Raw genomic sequence first — 20651 nt, forward strand, 5'->3', positions numbered from 1 at the left:
ACACGCAAGGCTTGGAGTGTCGCTCGCGTTACCGTGTTCCGCTTTCACCCTTGGTTTTGGGAGTTCCATGAAGCTGCGTTTTTCTGTACTGCTTGCCGCTCTGTTGCCACTGTGCGCACTTGCGCAAATCCACGTGCAGAACGTGGAGGGCTGGGCAATGCAGGACGCTTCAAAGGTCGCCGCGCAAGGCGCGGAGATCAGCCGTCCGAAGTACCAAACCGCCGGATGGTACAGGGCCACTGTGCCGGGCACCGTGCTGACTACATTGGTCGATAATCACGTTTACCCGGAGCCGCTGTACGGCGAGAACATGCGTACTATTCCGGAGAGCCTGAACAAGGCTACGTACTGGTATCGCACAACGATCACCGTGCCCCCGAGCTACAAGGGGCGCCGCGTGTGGCTGCATTTTGGCGGACTCAACTATGCTGCGCAGATCTGGCTCGACGGGAAGCAGATTGGCGCTCTGAAAGGGGCGTTCCTTCGTGGGGACTTCGACATTACGGATGCGGTGAAGCCGGGCAAGGTCTCTGGTTTGGCAGTCCAGGTCTCTCCGCAGCCGCACCCCGGCACGCCGCACGAGCATACGGTGGCCAACGGCACCGGGCACAACGGCGGGGAGACCGCAATCGACGGACCTACCTTTCTTTCCACCATCGGCTGGGACTGGCTGATGGCTGTGCGAGATCGAGCGACGGGCATCTGGCAGCCGGTGACGATCTCGGACAGCGGCCCTGTTACGGTCGAGACGCCGCAGGTGGTGAGCCATCTGTCGTCGGCGCTGGACAGCGCGGATGTGGACGTTTCCGCGAAGCTGGTCAATCACACAGGCAGTTCAGTCACGGGCGTGCTGGTCGGGACGATTGAAGGGGAGCCGTATAGCATCGTGTTCCGCAAACAGGTGCAGGTGGACGCGAACGGCCACCAGGACATTTCGCTGAATTCTGCTACCTCGCCGGCGCTGCACATGGATCATCCGAAGCTGTGGTGGCCGAACGGGTATGGCGAGCCGAATCTGCACCACCTGCTGCTGCGATTCGAGACCGGGAAGAGTATTTCGGACGAAGCAGACGTGCAATTCGGCATTCGCAAGGTGGAGTACCAGGTGCCCGGTTCCGATGTGTTGACCCTTGTGGTCAACAACGTGAAGGTGATGGTGCGCGGAGGCAACTGGGGCCTGGATGAGGCCATGAAGCGCATTCCAAGCGATCGGCTAGAAGCGCAGGTGCGCATGCACGCGCTCGCCAATTTGAACCTGATCCGCAACTGGGTGGGCCAGAGTACCAGCCCCGACTTATACAAGTACGCGGACAAGTACGGCATTATGCTGTGGGACGAGTTCTTTCAGCCGAATCCCGGCGACGGCCCGAACGTCACGGACTACGACACGTATTTGGCGAACGTGACGGACAAGGTTCTGCGCTATCGCAATCACCCGTCCATCGTGGTTTGGTGCGCGCGGAACGAGGGGCACCCGCCGGCCGCCCTGGATGCGCAGCTTGCAGCGATGATGAAGCGGCTGGATCCAGAGCGGCTGTACCAGAGCAGTTCCACCGACGGTCGCGGAGTGTCGTCGCATGGTCCGTACTACTGGCGCGCGCCGCACTTCTTCTACCAGATCAACGAGGCCTTCAAAACGGAGACCGGCTCTGTGTCGGTGCCAACATTGGAGTCCATCCAAGGCATGATGCCGCAAAAGGATTGGGAGACAATCAACGACGACTGGGCACAGCACGACATGGCCGCAGGCGCGCAGCGCGGCAATGAATACCCCGCAACGCTGGCGCATCGCTACGGCGCGATTCGCAACTTAGCGGACTTCGCGCGCAAAGCACAGATGGCGAACTACGAGGCCTTCCGCGCTATGTACGAGTCGCGTAACGCGACGATGTTCCAGAACACTACGGGTGTGATCACGTGGATGAGCCATCCCGCCCAGCCGAGCTTTGTGTGGCAGTTGTATCACTACGACCTGGAGCCGAATGCGTCGCTGTTTGCGGTCCGCAAAGCCGCGGAGCCGGTACACGTGCAGATGAATGAGGCGCTGCGCACCGTGCAGGTGGTGAACAACGAACCGGTGAACCTGGCCGGCCTGCGGCTGACCCAGACTGTGTACCGTCTGGACGGTTCAGTCAGTCACCGATCGACCCGGCCGCTGGATATCGTGCCTGCAAGTAGCACAGTGACAGTAAATACACTGTGGGTCGATCCGCATATCTCCGAGGTCTACTTTCTAAAGCTTGATCTGGAGAACGCCGATAGGAAGCTGCTCTCGACAAACTTTTACTGGAAGAACGTTGCCCAGGACGATTTCACCCTGCTCGATCAGGTTCCGCCTGCGAATCTTACCGTGATCGCAACTGCTAGGCAGGTGAATCAGAACACCGTGCTTGACGTCACTATTACCAACCCGGGGGCCAGCGTTGCCTTGCTGGCGCATCTGCAATTGCATCGCAAATCCGATAACGCGCGTGTGCTGCCCGTGTTCTACAGCGACAACTACCTCTGTCTTGCTCCTGGTGAGTCGCGGCAACTGACCATCGAAGCGAATACGCGGAACCTTGCCGGTGGTCCGTTGCTGCTGCTGGACGGGTACAACGTTGGCCTGAAGGCCTCGCAGGGACCCGTAGATGGTCGATTAAACGCTAATGCGCAGCCGAGCAGTTGGCCAGCATCACAGATCGTTCCGGTCAACCAAAAACGCAGGTGAGGAGACTTCATAACGCCGCAACTCTGGTCTCAGAGTGCAATTACACGGGCGCACATGGCGGATGTGGAGACCTGGTGCTACCGCGCGCTAGACTTGCAGCAGACAGGCCCGCGCCCGTTTCCGATCATAGAATCGCGTCCAAGCGGAAGGGAACAGCAACGTTGTTGCAATAACCTTGAGGTCTACAACGCCGACGGACTACAACCCGCGAGTTGTGCCCAAAAGCACCAAAACCCCAAGCGTGTGGGGTTTGTGGGATCGGCAATCTTGTAATTGGTTGCGGGGGCAGGATTTGAACCTGCGACCTTTGGGTTATGAGCCCAACGAGCTACCGGGCTGCTCCACCCCGCATTCCCAATATATGGTGCTTGCTCAGATCTGTCAACCAAGGGGCCCCTGGCGCCTCAGCGCAGAAAGACACTAAGTTCGTTTGCTGCCGCGCGTAAGTGGGGAAGAAACTGCGTCTGCATGTCCAGCAGTGGCATACGTTGTGCATTGCCGCTCAGATTTACCGTGGCGATTACTTTGCCGCTTGGCGCGTATACAGGGACGGCAATGGACCGCAAACCTATCTCGAACTCCTGATCGCACATGGCATATCCATTGCGGCGGACGTTGCGCAACATGGACCGTAGTTTGTCCACGCTGCTGACTGTCTTGCTTGTAAATGGCTTCAGCTCCACACGCGATAGATAGCGCTCAACTTCATCCGGGGGCTGCGATGCGATCAGCACACGGCCCATTGATGTGCAATAGGCGGGCAGACGGCTACCCACATGTAAGTCAACGCTCATCAGCCGACTTACCTGAGAGCGAGCGATATACACGATCTCATCGCCGTCCAGGGTAGCTACGCTGAAGCTCTCCTTCAACTGATCGCTCATCCGTTCCAGTATCGGTTGCGCCGCGCTGGAGAGCGTATTACTCACGGTGTAGGTATGGCTCAAGGTCAGCATCTTCGGACGCAGTGCGTACCTCTGACCATCTTCGGCGCCTGCATACCCGAGCCGAGACAGGGTATATAAACAACGGCGCACTGCCGCACGGCTCAGGCCCGTCTTGCTGCTCAACTGCGAGATGGTCATCTGTGGCGACTCCTGAGCAAACGCCTCCAGCACACAGAGTCCGCGAGCGAGCGAAGTCATGAAGTTGGGGTCGCCTGCGTACTGGTTCAGGTGTGCCGCCGTTTCCGTCTTACTGTTGACCAGAGTTTCTGCCACCTTACTGCCTCCCGGCCATCCGTTCCTACGCGCGAAAACCGCCCAGGCAACTCGATAACCGCACCATCAGTATACGCGTGAGAGACCGCTGCTTGCACGCGTGCTTTTCATGGGAACGTACTTACAGGAGCGCCAAAACGTCCCGCGGTTCCGGGCGCACGCGGTGGTCGGCGTAGCCCTCCGCGAATCGAATCTGTCCCTCACCAGCTACCAGGAATGTAGCGGGTAGAGGCAGCCTGCCGGCATCGCCGGCGGCCGTGTCCATCACGTTTCGGCCGCTGTTGATGAAGGGCAAGCTAACCAGGATGGAACGATAGTAGCGATCCATTTCGGCCGTAACCCCATACGCGATCCCCAGCTGTTCCGCCACACCGCAGTGCTCGTCTCTCAGCAGCGGGAAGGGCAGTTCATGCTGCTGTACTGCGAAGTCACCCTGGCGCAGAGTTTGCGGAGACACGGCGATCAGCAAGGCACGGCGGCGCCGTACCTCGGGGTACAGATCCCGCCACATCTCCAGTTCGGTAACACAGTAGGGGTCCCATCGACCCCGAAAGAAACTGATGATCAGGGGGCCAAGCGAGAGCAGATCTTCCGAGTGGACCTCGCGACCCGTGCTGGAATCTGGCAGTGCAAACCTCGGCAACATCGACCCGACCGGCAAGATCCGCTGCTCAATTCCGCTATGGAATAGGTCAGAGATCAACCGCTCTGCAGCTAAAAGCCGTTCTGGTTGAACGAGCCGCCGCGTGTTCTGTGTAATCTCGTCGAGTCGTGGCTGCAGCAATGGGATTGGATCTAAAGGTTCCCCGCTCACCTAGCGGCCAAACCTTCCCATGTTGCCCATATTGCCCATCTGTGCCATCAGCCGGCGCTGCATCTTTCCGCCACCAGAGCCGAGGCCCTTGAACATCTTGCGCATCTGCGCATACTGCTTCAGCAGTTGGTTCACTTCCTGAACGCTGGTGCCGCTGCCAGCGGCGATCCGGCGTCGCCTCGATCCCGAGATGATCTCGTGATTCAGGCGCTCTTTCTTCGTCATGGAGTTGATCATTGCCTCGACCCGGGCAAATTGACCCTCGTCCACATGCTCAGCGGCCTGCTGCAGACCCTGGAACGGACCAACGCTCGGCAGCATCTTGAGGATCGACTGCATGGATCCCAGCTTCTTGATCTGCCGCATCTGATCGCGAAAATCTTCCAGCGAGAACCCATCGCCGGTCAGTGCTTTCTTGGCAAACTCTTCAGCCTTGCCCCGGTCCAGCTTCTCTTCTGCGCGTTCCAGCAGGGTAGCGATGTCGCCCATGCCCATGATGCGCGACACAATCCGGTCGGGGTGGAACGCCTCGAAGGCGTCCGGCTTCTCGCCTGTGCCCAGAAACTTCACCGGCGCGCCCGTCACATTTCGGATCGAAAGCGCGGCTCCGCCTCGTGCGTCACCGTCCATCTTGGTCAGCACAACGCCGGTCAGTCCTAGCTCCCTGTGGAACGCATCGGCAGAGTTCACCGCGTCCTGCCCCGTCATCGCGTCGGCGACAAACAGGATTTCGGAAGGGTTCAGAAGCGCTTTCAGCTTGCGCATCTCGTCCATTAATGGTTCGTCGATGCCAAGCCGCCCAGCCGTATCCACAATTAGAACGTCATTTCCGAAGTTCGTGGCCTCGCGCTTGGCCTCGCGCGCCAGCCGTTCCACCAGCGGTGTGCCGGCTTCTTCGTCGCTCACCTTACCGGTGTAGATCTGCGCGCCGACGCTTTTCGCCACGATGGCCAACTGCTCGCGTGCCGCAGGCCGATACACGTCGACCGACACCAGCATCGGCCGGTGCCCGCCCTTCTTCAACCAACTCGCCAGCTTGCCGCTGGTCGTGGTCTTGCCCGACCCCTGCAGACCTGCCATCAGGATGACGGTGGGCGGCTGCGAGGAGAACTTGAAGCGAGCATTGTCCCGCCCAAGCACCTCAATCAGCTCGTCATGGACGATCTTGATGACCTGTTCTGTTGGCGAAAGCGCAGTTGCAACCTGTGTTCCGATCGCGCGTTCACGGACACGCTCGATCAGGCTCTTCACCACGTTCAGATTTACGTCGCTCTCCAGCAACGCAAGCCGGATCTCGCGAAGAGCCTCGCCAATGTTTTCGTCCGTAATCGTGCCCTGACCGCGGAGGTTCTTGAAGGCGCGCTGCAGTTTTTCCTGAAGGTTTTCGAACATAGCCACTTCAAAGTTTACAGGCACTCCGGTATGGCAGCATGAAGCCATGCCACAGAAAGAAAACTCCGTAGAACCGTGGCTGCGTGGCGGCCGCCAGCAGGTTCATGCAGTGCCTCGCGCAGTGCTGCACGCGCTGGATCTTGCCCGCGAGGACTTCGAGCGGTGGGTTTGGCCCTTACCGCCGGGCCTTCTGGAGGAGCAACCGTACGGGCTGCCATCCGTCGGCTTTCAGGCGCGCCATATCGCCCGCAGCCTTGACCGCCTACTCACCTACGCCGAAGGCAGCCCACTCTCACCGCAGCAGCGGGACGCCCTTGCAGGGGAACACTCGCCCGCTACGGCGATCGAGAGCCGGGAAGAGTTCGAGACGTCGCTCCGCTTAGCGGACCAGCGGATCCAAGCGCTTCCACTGGAACAGCTTGAGCAGACAAGGTATGTCGGCGCTGCCCGGCTGCCCGTTCCGCTCGCCGCGTTGCTGGTTCATCTGGCCGACCATACACAGCGACATGCCGGTCAGGCAGTTACCACCGCGAAGGTGCTGCGCGCGCTGCACACCGCAGAGCAGAGCTGAGTACGGCGAATTTACGCGCACTCTGATTCAACATCGAGCGTCCTTACGATTGTGCGCAGGAGTCTGCTTCAGTAGCGATTGCTACCATAGGCGCATGGCGCATCTTGCTCCGGAAGAGCTACAGGCCAAAGCCGACGCCGCGGAGGCATTCGCGGAGGCCGCCGCGATTATGGCACACCTGCGTGCCCCTGGCGGGTGTCCCTGGGACCGCGAACAGACCCTCGACAGCATCAAGCCTCACACGCTGGAAGAGGTGTACGAGGTCTTTGACGCGATCGATCGGCGTGATTGGACCGGTCTCCAGGACGAGCTCGGAGACCTTCTGCTGCAAGTCCTCTTCTATGCACAGATCGCCGAGGATGAAGGCCGCTTCACCATCGCACAGGTCATTCGGAACCTGAGCGCGAAGCTCCTGCGGCGTCACCCACATGTTTTCGGCAACGAAAGCGCGGCCACCGCGGACGAGGTGATTGCCACCTGGGATGGCGTGAAGCGGCAGGAGCGCTCGTCCGCGGTCAACGGACTGGCCTCCGCGTCCGGCCTGCTCGCCGGCATCTCCTCCGCCATGCCTGCCTTTACAGAGGCTCGCAAGCTCGGAAAGGCCGCAGCAGCTATCGGCTTCGATTGGCCGGATAGCAGCGGTTTGTTCGACAAAGTCGCGGAAGAAGTTCAGGAGCTTCGTGACGAAGTGATCGCGGACGGTCCAACGCAGCCGGCTCGCATGGAGGAGGAGTTCGGGGACCTCCTTTTCGTCTTGGCAAATCTCGCGCGTCACCTGAAGCTTGACCCTGAGCAGGCGCTCCGCAAGGCCAACGCGAAGTTTCGCCGTCGTTTCGAGCGCATGGAGACGTTTGCGGGTGCCACGCCGCTGTCCGCTCATTCGGCGGAACAGATGGAAGCTTTCTGGGACCGTGCCAAGCAGGAGGAGCGTGCGTGAGTGAAGTACGACCGAACGCTCTGCGCACGGAACGGCTGCGAACTCTAGACCAGTTCGATCACTGCGTTGAAATCCAGCGCACAACCTGGGGCTACTCCCCGGATGAGCTCTTTCCGCGCCGCGCATTTCTGTTGGCGGAGAAACTTGGTGGCCATGTGCTTGGCGCCATGCACGGCGACACAATCGTCGCGTTCAATCTTGCTTTTCCCGGCTACCGGGACGGGCACGCGTACCTCCACTCGCAGATGCTGGCGGTGTTGCCTGCCTACCGCAACAGCGGTGTCGGCCGCACGTTAAAGCTGGCGCAGCGGGACATTGCGCTCGCGGACGGGTTCGATCTGATCGAGTGGACCTACGATCCGTTGGAGATTAAGAACGCTTTCTTCAATCTGCATCGCCTGGGTGCAATCAGTCGGCGCTACGTGCGTGATTTCTACGGTCCATCCTCGTCGCCGCTGCAGGGTGGCCTGCCAACGGATCGTCTCTATGCCGAGTGGTGGATCCGCACCGCACACGTGGAACGCGCTCTCACCGCGGAACACGGGACCGAGGCAGAAGGCACAGTGGAGGTTCCCGCGGAAATTTACGCGTGGAAGGCCGATCGTGACGCTCGCGCCTCAGCAACGCAGATCCGGATTCGCCAGCAACTTGAGCATGCGTTTGCGAAGGGTCTGGCCGCAATCGATTACCTCCGCGGAGCGGACGGCCAAGGCTCGTTCCTGCTCGGCCGCGCGCCGGCGGAGACTGCCTTCTTGAAACCAACAGGGGTTCAGCTATGAAGCTTCAACAGATCACCTTGCGCGAAATCCAGATGCCGCTTGCGCACCCGTTCGTCACCAGCTTCGGTCGGACAAACACGCGTCGCATTCTGCTGGTCCAGATCGAGAGTGACGGCGTCAGCGCATGGGGCGAGTGCGTCGCCGGGGAACACCCATACTTCTCCGACGAGATGATCGACACCGCGTGGCTCATCACGGAATCCGAGCTCGTACCGCGGCTCCTCGGCAAGACATTGGAGAAGGGAAGCGACATCCCCGCTCTACTCGAGCAGGTTCGCGGCCATCGGATGGCCAAGGCTGCGGTGGAGAACGCCGTCTGGGACATGGAGGCGCAGGTCAAGGGCGTCTCGCTCGCCCGGCTGCTGGGCGGCACGCGAGATCGCATCGCATGCGGCGTCTCGATCGGCATGCAGGACACCATGGACGAGCAACTCGCCAAGGTCGAGCAGGAGGTCGCCGCGGGCTACCAGCGCATCAAGCTCAAGTGCAAGCCCGGTTGGGACACGGAAATGTTTGCAGCGGTTCGCAAGCGCTGGCCCGACATTCTTCTCAGCTGCGATGCGAACTCCGCATACCGCCTCTCCGATGCCGACCACATTGCTACCTGGGATGAGTTCAACCTGCTCATGATCGAGCAGCCCCTGTGGTACGACGACTTCTTCTTCCATGCTGAGCTCCAACGCCGAATCAAGACCGACATCTGCCTCGACGAATGCATTCGCAATCGGCGCGACGCCGATGCCGCACTGCGCCTGGGCAGCGGCCGCATCCTCAACATCAAGGTGGGTCGCGTTGGCGGCTTCAGCGAAGCGATCGCGATCCATGACATCGCCCAGCAGCATGGCGTGCCGGTTTGGTGTGGCGGCATGCTGGAGAGCGGCATCGGACGCGCTCAGAACATTGCGCTCTCGTCCCTGCCCAACTTCACGTTACCCGGCGATGTCTCCGCCTCCAAGCGCTACTGGGCACAGGACATCATCCATCCTGAGGTGACTGTTAGCCCGGAAGGTGAAATCGCTGTTCCGGCCTCACCGGGTCGTGGCTTTGAAGTAGACCAGGACCGAGTCGATGCGCTCACGGTGCGCCGTGCCCACTTCAATGGCTAGTTCAGCGCGTAGTCTCAGCGCGTAGGCACCGTTTCAGACAGCAGCATGCGAATGGCATCGTCTCCGCTAGGAGAACTCGCCAGGCGCTGGAAGTCGGTCGCTCTCGTATCCGTGTCCATCTGCACGGTCTTCAGCATCAATTCGCGAACGCGCAGGTGCATGACGATGTGCGTGAAGGTCGAGATGTCCTGAACCCGCCGCTGCTCATACAGAATGCTTCCGCCCGCGTACACCTTAGCGAGCAGGCCCCACGCCAGGTTTACATCGGAGCTATTTCGCAACTCCATCCGCAGCAGCCGGTGATCGTTCAGATCGATCCAGGCGCGCCCATGCAGCGCGGGCAGAATCTGCTGCGCCATGTTGGCTGGGTGAAAGGCCGGGTTCGGGTCGAAGTTCACCACGATCTGCCGATCCGGCACATCCGGCACGGGGGTCTGCTCCGGTGCCGCCGCAAACTGCATCGCGTCCGGCATCACTTCCAGCAACTCAGTGCCGTAAGTCCGGTTATGTGCCTCTTCGCGCTCACGCTGCTGCAGCTTGTTGGTCCCCAGCAGCGCTTTCAGCCGTTGCTGTTCTCCGGCATTCTCCTCAACCGTCAGCGTCTGCCCGTTGTGTTGCAGCAGTCGCGCGACGCCGCCATCATGGCTCTCAATCTGGTCGCGCACCGTTGTTCCATGTCGGTCCTCGCGGTGCACCTGGTAGCGCAAACGCGAGTCATGCCGCTGCAGCACCTGGATCTCTTCATGGCAAACGTCCCGCATCAGCGCGCGGATATCCACCGCCGGCTCCGAACTCTGCTTCGCGCCGGAGCATGCCACCGGAGCCAGAAAACTCAACAGCACAGCGGGATAAAGCAGCGTTCTCACGTAAGGGTTGGATGCACCAGGCGCTTCCACGTTAGCAGAACTGCACCTCCCGTTGTGCCGGTCCTTGTCCTTCGGTACACTCGCCGGGAGACGCTAGCCGCTCAGGAGCAAACGTGAAACCATCGGAAGGCAGCACAGTCATCGGAAAGTCCGTGCAACTCAAGGGCGACATCACCGGCACGGAAGAACTCTATGTCGACGGCAAGATCGACGGCACGATTCGCCTCTCCGGCAGTCGGCTCATCATCGGACCGAACGCTGAGGTCAATGCGGAGCTCTATGTGCAGGATCTGGTCGTACTGGGCCGCCAGCATGGCCCCGTAGAGGCAACCGGCCGGGTCGAGATTCGCCAAAACGGCGAGCTGATCGGCGACATCGTTGCTGCCCGTTTCTCTGTCGAGGAGAGCGCGTCAGTCCGTGGCCGTATCAGCCTTACTGGCCAGGATGGCCGCGGTTAGACCGGCCATCCACCCTGGCCATACTTACTTCTAAGGACCTATGCGATTCTTCGGCGGGGGAGAGGCAAGAAACTCCGATCCATCCAGGCAGCGTATCCCACGTCATTCCAGCGGCTGGGCCACGCTGCGCACCTTCCTCAACGAGCAGGAAAGTCTCCGGGTCTTGGACATCGGACCCACATCGTCCACCAATATCAACCTGCTGACCAGTTGGGGACACAGCATCTACATGGCTGACCTCGCGGGTGAGGCACAGAGCTCGAATTGGATCCGTTCCGATGCAGAGCCGGGCGAGGAGTTCGACAGCGCAGCTTTCCTGGACGCGAACTTGCCCGTTGCGGGTCGCCTCTTTGACGTGGTGCTGCTTTGGGATGTGGCCGACTACTTACCCAAGAGCTTGGTGGGTCCTCTCTTCGAAAGGCTTCATGCCGTGATGGCGCCCGGTGGTCGCTTGCTTGTCTTCGGCCACGTGAAGCCGGAAACGGGATTCCATCGCTACCACCTGCGTGAGGACGAGCAGGTCGATGTTCAACCAGTCAGTGGCCTTGCCGTCCAGAACATCTACACCAACCGTCAGATGGAAACATTGCTGCATGAGTACTCGACGTATCGCTTCTTCCTGGCGAAAGACAACCTCCGTGAAATTTTGGTGAACCGATGAAAGTACAAGGCCGCCCACTGTTCGGGCGGCCTTTGTACTTCCAAAACTGTCCAGCGCTAGTTCTCTTTGCGCCGTTCGGCCCAACGCCGCTTCTGCGCTTCGGCGATCCGCTTGCGGGCATCCGCACTCAAGTTGCGCTTCTTCTTCACTCCGCTCTTGGCTGCTGCCGGAGCTGCTGGTCCGGCGTTCTTGCGGGGCCCCTTGCGCCCAGTGTTGGTGGTGCTCGTGCCTTGCAACAGAGCCTTTGCCTGCTCCAACTTACTGATCTGTGCGTCGATCTCCGCGATGATACGGCTGACTTCCAAGGCTACACTCCCCCTACCGGGTTGATTGACCGCAAGCATGTTGATGCTATGCGGATTGATTGAACTGCTTCAGCTTACTACGTGAGCGGTCCTCTTAGTTTCGAGTTTCTGCCAGGGAATACCCGGGAGATTCTTCCTGGTCATCCTCTTCAAACCGAGAAGGTAAGCCAAGACCGCGACGTTCTTTCTCGTGCAGAATGTTCTCTTCTAACTCTCGCAGGGTGCCTGCACGATCGGCGGCGAAGTCACTTGCCAACCGGGTAAGTGCGTATGACACCACGTCCGAGTGATGCAGGTGCTCCATATTTGCGTCACGGCGAAAGTTCAGCCACAGCCGGTGGACCAGTTGCACGTCGCTCGCCGGAATACTCGGAGCGTGCGGACCGATGTGGAAGCTTTCCGCGTCACCCGCAGGCGGGATCACATAGAAGGTAAATTGGCGCTTAGGTTCCGGCAGGCTTTCCCACGCCTGTCCCACATAAAACGCCTGCTCCTGCGCGGTCAGTTTGGTGGAAAGCCCCGAGACCACTGCCGCCGCATCCAGTGAGTTTGCAGTCCGCACAATCGCAGCGAAGATATCTCCCGCAGGAACTACCAATAGGGAAATGTGCTTCCCGAAACTCTCCGCAACCGACACTGCCTTGGTAAACAGCATCTGTTCGTGTTCGCTGAACAACTGCTCTGAAGCATCCACATACTCAGGACCACCGGCTCCCATCATGCGGGCGGCCAGAACCACCAGATCCTGCTCGTCTGTATCTGTCCTCGCCAAGGCCCACTTCAGCGCATGCGGGGTGGTCGCGTCGCGCATCGTCACCAGCACACCGCCAGAGCGGATCGCCAAGTCGGCGCGGCCGACTTCTTCTGCATGACCGAGCTGGAAGTGCTCCTTCATCTGTCGTTCCGTGACCTTGGAGCGCCGCTTGTTATGCCGCTCGGACAACGAAAAGATAACGAAGAACGCAATCGCGAAAACGATGCCGCTTACCGTCGCAACCTGCTTCGTGAACAGGTTCACGATGGCGGTCGTCAGCAGCACAAGGAATACCGCCATCAGGCCGATCGGTATCTCCTGATTTCCGATACGCAGGTTGAGCGGTACCTTGAACCCACGTTCCCCTTTGTACTTCCAGCGCAGCACCAACATCGCCAAGGCGTTGAAGGTGAAGCTCCAGATCACGCCAAAGGCGTAGGCCTCGCCAATCAGCAGCACATCGCCATGCGTGATCAGGATCACGAAGATTTGCATCAACGCGACCAGGTTCACGATGCGATAGCTTGTGCCAAATCGCTTGTGTGGCTTCCGGAACCAGTCGGTGAGTACACCGTCCTCAGCCACGCGCATCAGCACGCCAGTTGAACCAACGATGGCCGTGTTGACAGCGCCACCCAGGATCAGGAACCCGACGATCACGACGAAGATGCGGAAGGCGATTCGCAGGCCCAGCGGGCCAACCATATACATCGCCATGCCAGCGATCAGGTTATCGCCATACTGACTCACTCGCACCGAATCCGGGATGATCATCACGGCCAGCAGGGAACCTAGGCCGGTGAACACTGTGCTGTACACCGCAATGATGAACGCGGCCCGCTTCAGGTTTTTCAGCTTTGGGTGCTGAATCTCGCGGTTCACCTGGGCCAGCGATTCTTCGCCGCTCATGGCCAGCACGGAGTGCCCGAAAGCCATCAGGATGCCGAACAGTCCGAGCGTGTGCGCAAACTTGGTGTGCTTCAGAAAGCCGAGAGCTTCGTTCGAGAACCTCAGGTTTGCCGGCGTCGGCAAGGGCGGCAGGTGAGCTCCAATATGCAGCACCGTGTATCCGCCCCAAAGCAGTAGCACCACAACCATCACGGTCGTGATCTTCATGATCGTCAGAGCCTTCTCGCTCGACTCTTCGATACCCTTGGTGTTCTGCCACCAGAAATAGACCGTTATCACTAGGGCGATGAAGGCTGACGTCACATTGACGTTGAATTGTCGCGGCTGTCCGGCCGCGTTCAGCAACAGGTGATTGAAGCGTGGCGAGCTTGCCATCTGCGCCAGCAACCCGTTCAGCAATCCCACGATGTACTGGCCCGCCGACACACCTGAGATGGGGCCGGTCAATACATAGTCAAACATCAGTGCAGAAACGCTGAGTTTGGCAAAGGTGCCGCCCAGGGCTTCTTTCACAATGCGATACACGCCGCCGCGCGTAAACATGGAACAACTTTCCACGTACACGGCGCGCACCGAATACGCGAACAGCATCACGCCAAGAATGAACCACGGAGCGGCTTTGCCTACGGCAGCTTCTGCGATACCGCCTGCGTAGAAAGCGGACGAGCCCAGATCATTCAGAACAATCGCCGCGGCGCGCCAGAACGAAATGAACGTCAGCATCACGGAGGACGCGACGACCAACCGAACTCGCTTTGGCTCTGCTGGAAGGGAGGAAGGAACAGCGTGGTTGCGTTTAAACGCCATTGTTTTGGTTGTGCGTCAGCGCCCACTCTGTTCGTGGATCAAACCAACACCCAAAGAGAAGAATAGCGTCCATGCTTCTGCTCAGTCAACCGAAGCGGCTCCGCGACTCAGCCTCGGGGGTCAGTCGCCGTGCCGGGCTCGTCCTCAGCCGCAAAGTCGATCACATCATGCACGAACGTGATGGCGACCACCACCGTCGATCCGACCATGCCGACGATGAAGAGCGGTACCAGAATGCTCCGCAGCAGCGCCATCACCATCTCAAGCATGTAATCAGTGTATCGCCACGCAATCGGCAGTGTCACGGCATCTCCCGGTGATAGACTCCCGGCGATGCGACGCCATTTGCCATTCGCGGCCTTCGTTCTGTTGTCGGCAGCCATGCAGACGGCCATCTTTCCCATTGCAGGACCGCTGCCCGTCGCCCGCGCGCAACTTGCCTGGATCGCATGCCTCCCGTGGTTCTACTTGCTGTGCGTCCTCTCGCGTACAGCACCTCGCCAGCTTCTTCGGGCGACCCTATGGTCCTATCTCTGCGGGGTTCTCTGGTACCTGGGCCACTGTTACTGGATCTTCCAGACGATGCACCGCTACGGCAACCTGTCCGCGCCCATGGCGGCCATCGTGCTCGTGCTCTTTTGCCTGTACCTCGGTCTGTACCACGCACTGTTCGGTGCTCTTGCCGTCCTGCAGCTACGGCGCTTCACCGTCCGTCTGCACCCTCTGCTTCTCTCGTTCTCTCTCGCGGCTACCTGGGTTGCCGTCGAACTCGCCCGCGCTCGCGTCACCAGCTTTCCTTGGGATCTACTCGGATATTCCCAGGTAGACAATGCCGCCCTCACTGGCCTGGCGCCATTCGCAGGCATTTACAGCATCAGCTTCCTCATCGCCTGGATCAATGCTGCCTTCGCGCTCGCGCTTGTTTCGTTCGCCTCAGGCTCCGAAACATCAGCGACACGAGATCAGCCCCATCCGCGCCCACGCGACAACAAACCAGGGCTCGCTCTGGCAGTGGCATCCCTTGTGGCCCTCGTCAGCATCGTGGCTGGCTGGATTCACCACGCGCCGCGACCCCAGGCCGACCAACAGGCCATCGCCGTGCAGCCGAACCTGGATCCCTCACCGCAGCCGAATCTTTCCGCCGTGCCGTTAGAACGGCAGCTCGCCAGTCTCACTACGGACGCTCTGCGCTCCTCCGCAACTCCCAGCGCTGCCGTAATCCTCTGGCCAGAGGCGCCAACACCGTGGGAAGTGCACGAGCCCCTGCTGCAGACGACCCTGACAGGCCTGGCCCGGAGCAGCGGCGCCCCGGTGATCGCGGACAGCAACGCAGTGGATCGGGACCCGGCAAATCCCCGGCGCTTGCGGATGTACAACTCCGCCGGCCTGTTTACCGCGCAGGGCCTCCAAACCCGTTACGACAAGATTCACCTGGTGCCTTTCGGCGAGTTCGTTCCATACGCAGACCTGTTTCAGTTTGCCGGCGGCCTCACCGAACAGGTAGGTACATTTGACCGCGGCACCCGGCGCATTCCACTCCGCGCGGCAGGCCACACCTATGGCGTCTTCATCTGTTACGAGTCCATTTTTCCTGACGAAGTTCGCCAGCTCGTAGCCAAGGGAGCCGACGTCTTGGTGAACCTGTCCGACGATGGCTGGTACGGAGATACCAGCGCGCCGTTTCAGCACAGCAACATGGCGCGAATGCGAGCCATCGAGAATCGGCGCTGGATGTTACGCGACACGAACACCGGCATCACCGAGTCGATCGATCCCTATGGAAACATCCGCGCCACCGCTCCGCGTCATCAGCGCCTGGCGGCTATGCTCCCGTTCGCCTTCACCAACGAGTCCACGTTTTACACGCGGCATGGCGATCTCTTCGCTTGGCTCTGTGTTGCACTCACGGCTGCCGCTCTTGCGGTATGCGCGGCGGGAGCTCATCGAGGCCCGTTCCGGGATCACTGACTCTGACTTGCTGACTCGCGGCCGCGCTGCTCTACTAACAACAGATGATTACGGATTTGGAGTACGCCTACTCCCCGGTTCGCGACCGCGTTCGCGAACTGCGGGAGTATCTTTGACCGTCCCCGCCTTGAGAAAGAACTAGCTTCCGTAGAGCAGCAGATTGCCGACCCCGCAGTCTGGGCAGACGCAGCGCGTTCGCAGCCACTCATGCGCGAACGCAAGCGGCTTGAGTCTCTCCTCAGTGAAGACAGGGAACTCGAGCGCCGCGCCGCCGACGTCGAAGCCTACTTCGACCTGGCTCGCGAGGGCGAAAACGTCGAAGCCGAACTGGAATCCGAAATCCACAACACCGAGGCCTTCGCCGAGTCCCTCGAAACCCGCACCCTGCTCTCCGGCGAGAGCGACGCTCTCAACGCCATCGTCACCGTCCACCCGGGCGCGGGCGGTACCGAATCGCAGGACTGGGCAGAGATGCTCATGCGGATGTATCTGCGCTGGGCCGAGCGCGAGGGCTTTAAAACGGAGATCAACGAGATCCAGGATGGCGACGAAGCCGGCATCAAATCTGCCACCTTCACCATCTCTGGCGAAAACGCATTCGGCATGCTCAGCGGAGAAACCGGCGTACATCGCCTGGTCCGTATCTCGCCCTTCGACTCTGCCAAGCGTCGGCACACCTCGTTCTCTTCAGTCTTTGTCTCGCCAGAAATCGATGACTCCATCGTCATCGACATCAAGCCCGATGAGCTCCGTACCGACACCTACCGTTCCGGCGGCAAGGGCGGCCAGCACGTCAACACCACAGACTCCGCGGTCCGCATTACCCACCTACCGACTGGCATCGTGGCCGCCTGCCAGAACGAGCGCTCGCAGCACAAGAACCGCGAAAAGGCCATGAAGATGCTCCGCTCGCGCCTCTACGAGTACGAGCTCGCAAAGAAGCAGGCAGCCTCCAAGAAGCTGGAAGACTCCAAGCTCGACATCAACTTCGGCTCACAGATCCGCTCCTACGTGCTGCAGCCTTATCGCATGGTGAAAGACCTCAGAACCAGAGTGGAGTCGGGCGACGTCGATAAGGTCCTCGACGGCGGGCTCGCGCCGTTCATTCGCGGCTACCTCAAGATGCGTCGCGAAGGAAACATCCCCGCGCCGATCGACGATACCGAGGATTAGCAGGGCGTAGGCGGGCTAACCTTCTGGGTCTCTGCCGGATAGGCCCGCCGCCGGGGCGCATCCAAGTGGGTATGAGCGAACATCCGCTGCGCGTCGCCCTCCTTGAACAGATCACCGCCCTGCTGGATGGCGGTCAGGCCCACGTCTCCTTCGACGACGCCGTCACGGATTTGCCCTTCGCAAAGCAGGGCATCGTCCCGCCCGGGCTGCCGTACTCCGCCTGGCAATTGCTGGAACACCTCCGCATCGCGCAGCGTGACATTCTTGATTTCAGCGACAACGCCGCGAACACCTACAAGCCCATGGCGTGGCCCGACGATTACTGGCCGAAGCTTCCCACCCCACCCCATGAGTCCGCGTGGCAAGAAGCGGTCGACCAGATTCGAACCGACCGCGAGCGCTTTGAAGCTTTGCTGCAAGCCGGCGACCTCACCACGCCATTCCCATGGGGGCAGGGACAAACTTTGCTTCGCGAGGCCTTGCTCATCGCCGACCACAACGCCTACCATCTGGGCGAAATCGTCACGGTGCGCCGGTTGCTAGGAGAGTGGAAGTCTGCATGAACGAACCGGACACAATCCGTCGCATGCTGGCAGCCCGCACCATCGCGGTCATCGGTCTCTCCGACGATCCCGCCAAACCCAGCCACTACGTTTCCCGCTACATGCAGTCGGCCGGCTGTCGCATCCTGCCGGTCAATCCTTCTCTCGACCATGTGCTCGGGGAGCGGGCCTATCCTTCACTCACGGCACTGCCTGAAACGCCCGAGCTCGTCAACGTCTTCCGCCTGCCCCGCTACATCCCGGCCATCGTGGACGAGATGATCGCGCTGGGTCTCACACAACTCTGGGTCCAGCAGGGCATCCTTCATCGTGAGGCAGCGCAGCACGCCGAGGCTCACGGGATCTCGGTCGTCATGGACCGCTGCATCATGGTCGAGCATCGGATGCAGCGTTTCTAGCCTCTTCCAGGTCGCCCGCACCATCCGGCACCTTCTATCATCTAAAAATCATGCCTTTTCGCGCCGCCGGCAAATACATCGTCACGCTCTTGCTGCTCCTCGTGCTGAGTGTGGCGTGTTCGGCCCGCGCCCAAAAGGCGGTTTACGGCAACGGCGGCCCAGGCCCCATCAAAGCTGACCACCTCACGGTGGAACTGGTCAGCGCCGGGCCCGACATCGCTGCGGGCGGAACGCAGACGCTCGGTTTCGTCTTCACGCTGGAAGACAAGTGGCACATCTACTGGAAGAACGCTGGTTTCGCCGGCTTTCCACCTTCCGTCGACTGGTCTCTGCCAAAGGGCATCACGGCCGATGATCTCCAGTTTCCCCAGCCCACGCGTCTGCCATTCCAAGGTGCCGTCGATTACGGGTACGAGGACAACGTCACGTACCCCTTCGTTGTTCATGCCGCGCCCAACGCCAAGCCCGGCAAAGACGGCACCATCCACCTCTCCGGTCACCTGAAGTGGCTTGTCTGCCGTGAACAGTGCGTTCCCGGCACTGCGGACCTCGGCATCGACCTCCACCTGGTGCCCGCCGGCACCGCTGTCGCGCAGCAGGGAACTCAGGTTGGTCCGATTGCGAACGCGCTAAAGCACATTCCTGAGCAGCCTCGACAGGGCTTCTCCGCGCACGCCGTCTCCGACGGCAAGCACATCGCGCTGACGTTCCTCACCGGCACCCACGAAACCGACGCGGAGTTCTACCCGCTCGACGAACAGCTCCTGCAGGACAACGCAGATCAGCCCATTGACTCACTGCCCGACGGTGCGCGCATCTATCTCACGCTTCTGCCCAACACACCGGCACCGAAGCAGATCCACGGCGTGGTGGAGCTGAACGAGGACGAAAGCTACCAGATCACGGCAGACGTGGCTCCGGGCGCCGTCGCAATGCCTGCTGCTACAGACAGCGCTGCGCACCCGCAAGGCGCTTCTGCTTCGAGTGGCGCCGGCGAGGTCACCGCGCTCACCGCGATGGCTCTAGCCTTCGCGGGCGGCATCATCCTGAACCTCATGCCGTGCGTCTTTCCAGTGCTGTTCCTCAAAGCGCTGTCTCTGGTTCAGTCCAGCGGCGAAGATCGGCAGCGCTCCCGCGCCCACGGCCTGGTGTACACGGCCGGCATCGTCGCTTCCTTCTGGGCCATCGTCGCGGTCTTGCTGGCGCTGCGCAGCGGCGGGGCACGCTTCGGCTGGGGTTTCCAGCTCCAGTCGCCCGGCTTCGTCGGCGTTCTCGCGCTGTTGCTGTTCTTCTTTGCTCTCTCGCTGAGTGGTGTCTTCGAACTCGGACTGTCCCTCACCTCCGCGGGTGATTCGCTCACCCGCAAGCAGGGCTATGCCGGCTCGTTCTTCACGGGAGTTCTTGCCACGGTCGTGGCTACCCCGTGCGTTGGCCCGTTCATGGGCGTCGCCATCGGGTACGCCCTCTCGCAGCCTGCGATCGTGACGCTGCTGGTCTTCACCGCGCTCGCGCTCGGGCTCGCACTGCCGTATCTCGCTCTCACCTTCTTTCCATCTCTCATGCGCTGGCTGCCTAAGCCCGGGGCGTGGATGGAGACCCTGAAGCAGATCACCGCAATTCCGCTGTACTTCACAGTCATCTGGCTGGTCTACCTGTACGGCCGGCTGTTCGGGTCGGGCGACCCGTTCAGCAGTGTGGATCAGGCAGCCATGCTGCTGGTCGCCCTGCTCGTTCTGTCGATCGGCGCTTGGATCCTCGGTCGCTGGCCCCGGAGTCGAGCTGCCACCATCACAGCGGTGCTTTTCCTTGCCGGAGCCGTGGCTCTGCCTTTCGCGTTGCGTCCCACACCGCAGGAACTTGCACAGCACGGCCAGGCCGCGATGCAAATCGGCGGGGGCGCATCCAGCAAGTGGCAGCCCTTCACTCCAGCAGCACTCGACCAGGCGCGCGCTGGCGGCAAGTCCGTCTTCGTCGATTTCACCGCCGCCTGGTGCCTGAGCTGCCAGGTGAACGAAAAGCTCGTTCTGCACACCGACGAAGTGCAATCCGCTCTGCAGAAGAGCAACTTCGTCCTCATGCGTGCCGACTGGACGCAGTACGATCCGGGCATCACCAACGCACTCTCAGCCATCGGCCGAAGCGGAGTTCCAACCTACGTTATTTACCCGGGCTCAACCAGTGCCAAGCCCGACGTGTTGCCGGAAGTGTTGACGAAGTCCGTCGTCCTCGCCGCGATCCAGAAAGACGCAGCGAAGTAGGT

General features: G+C 60.7%; 19 protein-coding genes and 1 tRNA gene. 12 read left to right on the forward strand and 8 right to left on the reverse strand.

Features of this window, described 5'->3' with window-relative positions:
* The first annotated feature begins 67 nt into the window (after positions 1-67).
* Positions 68-2710: a glycoside hydrolase family 2 protein gene (locus OHL12_RS02815; RefSeq protein WP_263412323.1), complete on the forward strand. Its 2643-nt coding sequence runs from the start codon at positions 68-70 to the stop codon at positions 2708-2710.
* A gap of 274 nt (positions 2711-2984) precedes the next feature.
* Here OHL12_RS02815 and OHL12_RS02820 read toward each other — a convergent pair.
* The 4 genes from OHL12_RS02820 to ffh form a co-directional block, all read right to left on the reverse strand.
* Positions 2985-3061 (reverse strand) — tRNA-Met (locus tag OHL12_RS02820).
* Between the two features lie 53 nt (positions 3062-3114).
* A complete protein-coding gene (locus OHL12_RS02825) occupies positions 3115-3930 on the reverse strand; it encodes an IclR family transcriptional regulator domain-containing protein (protein ID WP_399260475.1) in 816 nt (271 codons plus the stop codon).
* A 121-nt stretch (positions 3931-4051) separates the two neighbouring features.
* On the reverse strand, positions 4052-4576 hold the full coding sequence (locus tag OHL12_RS02830) for a peroxiredoxin family protein (RefSeq protein ID WP_317889794.1): 525 nt from the start codon (positions 4574-4576) through the stop codon (positions 4052-4054).
* 168 nt (positions 4577-4744) lie between these two features.
* Positions 4745-6136, reverse strand: coding sequence for a signal recognition particle protein (ffh, locus tag OHL12_RS02835; protein WP_263412324.1), 1392 nt, complete (start codon positions 6134-6136; stop codon positions 4745-4747).
* A 46-nt stretch (positions 6137-6182) separates the two neighbouring features.
* Here ffh and OHL12_RS02840 point away from each other — a divergent pair, with 46 nt between their 5' ends.
* The 4 genes from OHL12_RS02840 to menC all read left to right on the forward strand — a co-directional run bounded on the left by OHL12_RS02840 (position 6183) and on the right by menC (position 9529).
* Complete coding sequence (locus OHL12_RS02840; RefSeq protein WP_263412325.1) at positions 6183-6707, forward strand: DinB family protein; 525 nt, start codon at positions 6183-6185, stop codon at positions 6705-6707.
* 94 nt (positions 6708-6801) lie between these two features.
* Complete coding sequence (mazG, locus tag OHL12_RS02845) at positions 6802-7644, forward strand: nucleoside triphosphate pyrophosphohydrolase (protein WP_263412326.1); 843 nt, start codon at positions 6802-6804, stop codon at positions 7642-7644.
* Positions 7641-8423 carry a GNAT family N-acetyltransferase gene (locus OHL12_RS02850; protein WP_263412327.1) on the forward strand — a complete coding sequence of 261 codons (783 nt, stop codon included), beginning with the start codon at positions 7641-7643 and terminating at the stop codon, positions 8421-8423. The genes mazG and OHL12_RS02850 overlap by 4 nt, the downstream gene beginning before the upstream one ends.
* A complete protein-coding gene (gene menC, locus OHL12_RS02855) occupies positions 8420-9529 on the forward strand; it encodes an o-succinylbenzoate synthase (RefSeq protein ID WP_263412328.1) in 1110 nt (369 codons plus the stop codon). Before OHL12_RS02850 ends, menC begins: the two co-directional genes overlap by 4 nt.
* A 14-nt stretch (positions 9530-9543) precedes the next feature.
* On the opposite strand, the gene OHL12_RS02860 is transcribed toward menC, so the two are convergent.
* The gene (locus tag OHL12_RS02860) at positions 9544-10395 is read right to left on the reverse strand and encodes a hypothetical protein (protein ID WP_263412329.1); all 852 of its coding nucleotides are present in this window, start codon (positions 10393-10395) and stop codon (positions 9544-9546) included.
* Between the two features lie 113 nt (positions 10396-10508).
* Between OHL12_RS02860 and OHL12_RS02865 the strand changes: the two genes are divergently transcribed.
* On the forward strand, positions 10509-10853 hold the full coding sequence (locus tag OHL12_RS02865; protein WP_263412330.1) for a bactofilin family protein: 345 nt from the start codon (positions 10509-10511) through the stop codon (positions 10851-10853).
* A gap of 40 nt (positions 10854-10893) precedes the next feature.
* Positions 10894-11514, forward strand: a complete 621-nt coding sequence (locus OHL12_RS02870; RefSeq protein WP_263412331.1) for a class I SAM-dependent methyltransferase — start codon at positions 10894-10896, stop codon at positions 11512-11514.
* Between the two features lie 56 nt (positions 11515-11570).
* Here the strand turns inward: OHL12_RS02870 and OHL12_RS02875 are convergent, their stop codons facing one another.
* The 3 genes from OHL12_RS02875 to OHL12_RS02885 form a co-directional block, all read right to left on the reverse strand.
* Positions 11571-11819 (reverse strand): hypothetical protein, encoded by a 249-nt coding sequence (locus tag OHL12_RS02875; RefSeq protein WP_263412332.1) that lies wholly within the window; start codon positions 11817-11819, stop codon positions 11571-11573.
* Between the two features lie 94 nt (positions 11820-11913).
* Positions 11914-14205: an APC family permease gene (locus OHL12_RS02880; RefSeq protein WP_263412333.1), complete on the reverse strand. Its 2292-nt coding sequence runs from the start codon at positions 14203-14205 to the stop codon at positions 11914-11916.
* Between the two features lie 191 nt (positions 14206-14396).
* Positions 14397-14558 carry a hypothetical protein gene (locus tag OHL12_RS02885; protein WP_263412334.1) on the reverse strand — a complete coding sequence of 54 codons (162 nt, stop codon included), beginning with the start codon at positions 14556-14558 and terminating at the stop codon, positions 14397-14399.
* Between the two features lie 64 nt (positions 14559-14622).
* On the opposite strand from OHL12_RS02885, the gene lnt reads away from it, so the two are divergent.
* From lnt to OHL12_RS02910, 5 genes are all read left to right on the forward strand, one after another.
* Positions 14623-16257, forward strand: coding sequence for an apolipoprotein N-acyltransferase (gene lnt / locus OHL12_RS02890; RefSeq protein ID WP_263412335.1), 1635 nt, complete (start codon positions 14623-14625; stop codon positions 16255-16257).
* Positions 16258-16301: 44 nt separating this feature from the next.
* A protein-coding gene (gene prfB, locus OHL12_RS02895; protein WP_263412336.1) for a peptide chain release factor 2 occupies positions 16302-17430 on the forward strand; the annotation gives its coding sequence in 2 pieces (ribosomal slippage) (positions 16302-16370 and positions 16372-17430; 1128 coding nt in all).
* 71 nt (positions 17431-17501) lie between these two features.
* Positions 17502-17993 (forward strand): DinB family protein, encoded by a 492-nt coding sequence (locus tag OHL12_RS02900; RefSeq protein ID WP_263412337.1) that lies wholly within the window; start codon positions 17502-17504, stop codon positions 17991-17993.
* Positions 17990-18391 carry a CoA-binding protein gene (locus OHL12_RS02905; protein WP_263412338.1) on the forward strand — a complete coding sequence of 134 codons (402 nt, stop codon included), beginning with the start codon at positions 17990-17992 and terminating at the stop codon, positions 18389-18391. Before OHL12_RS02900 ends, OHL12_RS02905 begins: the two co-directional genes overlap by 4 nt.
* Before the next feature lie 50 nt (positions 18392-18441).
* Complete coding sequence (locus tag OHL12_RS02910; RefSeq protein ID WP_263412339.1) at positions 18442-20649, forward strand: protein-disulfide reductase DsbD family protein; 2208 nt, start codon at positions 18442-18444, stop codon at positions 20647-20649.
* Positions 20650-20651: the final 2 nt, after the last annotated feature.

The organism is Terriglobus aquaticus (assembly GCF_025685415.1).
Taxonomy (GTDB): Bacteria; Acidobacteriota; Terriglobia; order Terriglobales; family Acidobacteriaceae; genus Terriglobus; species Terriglobus aquaticus.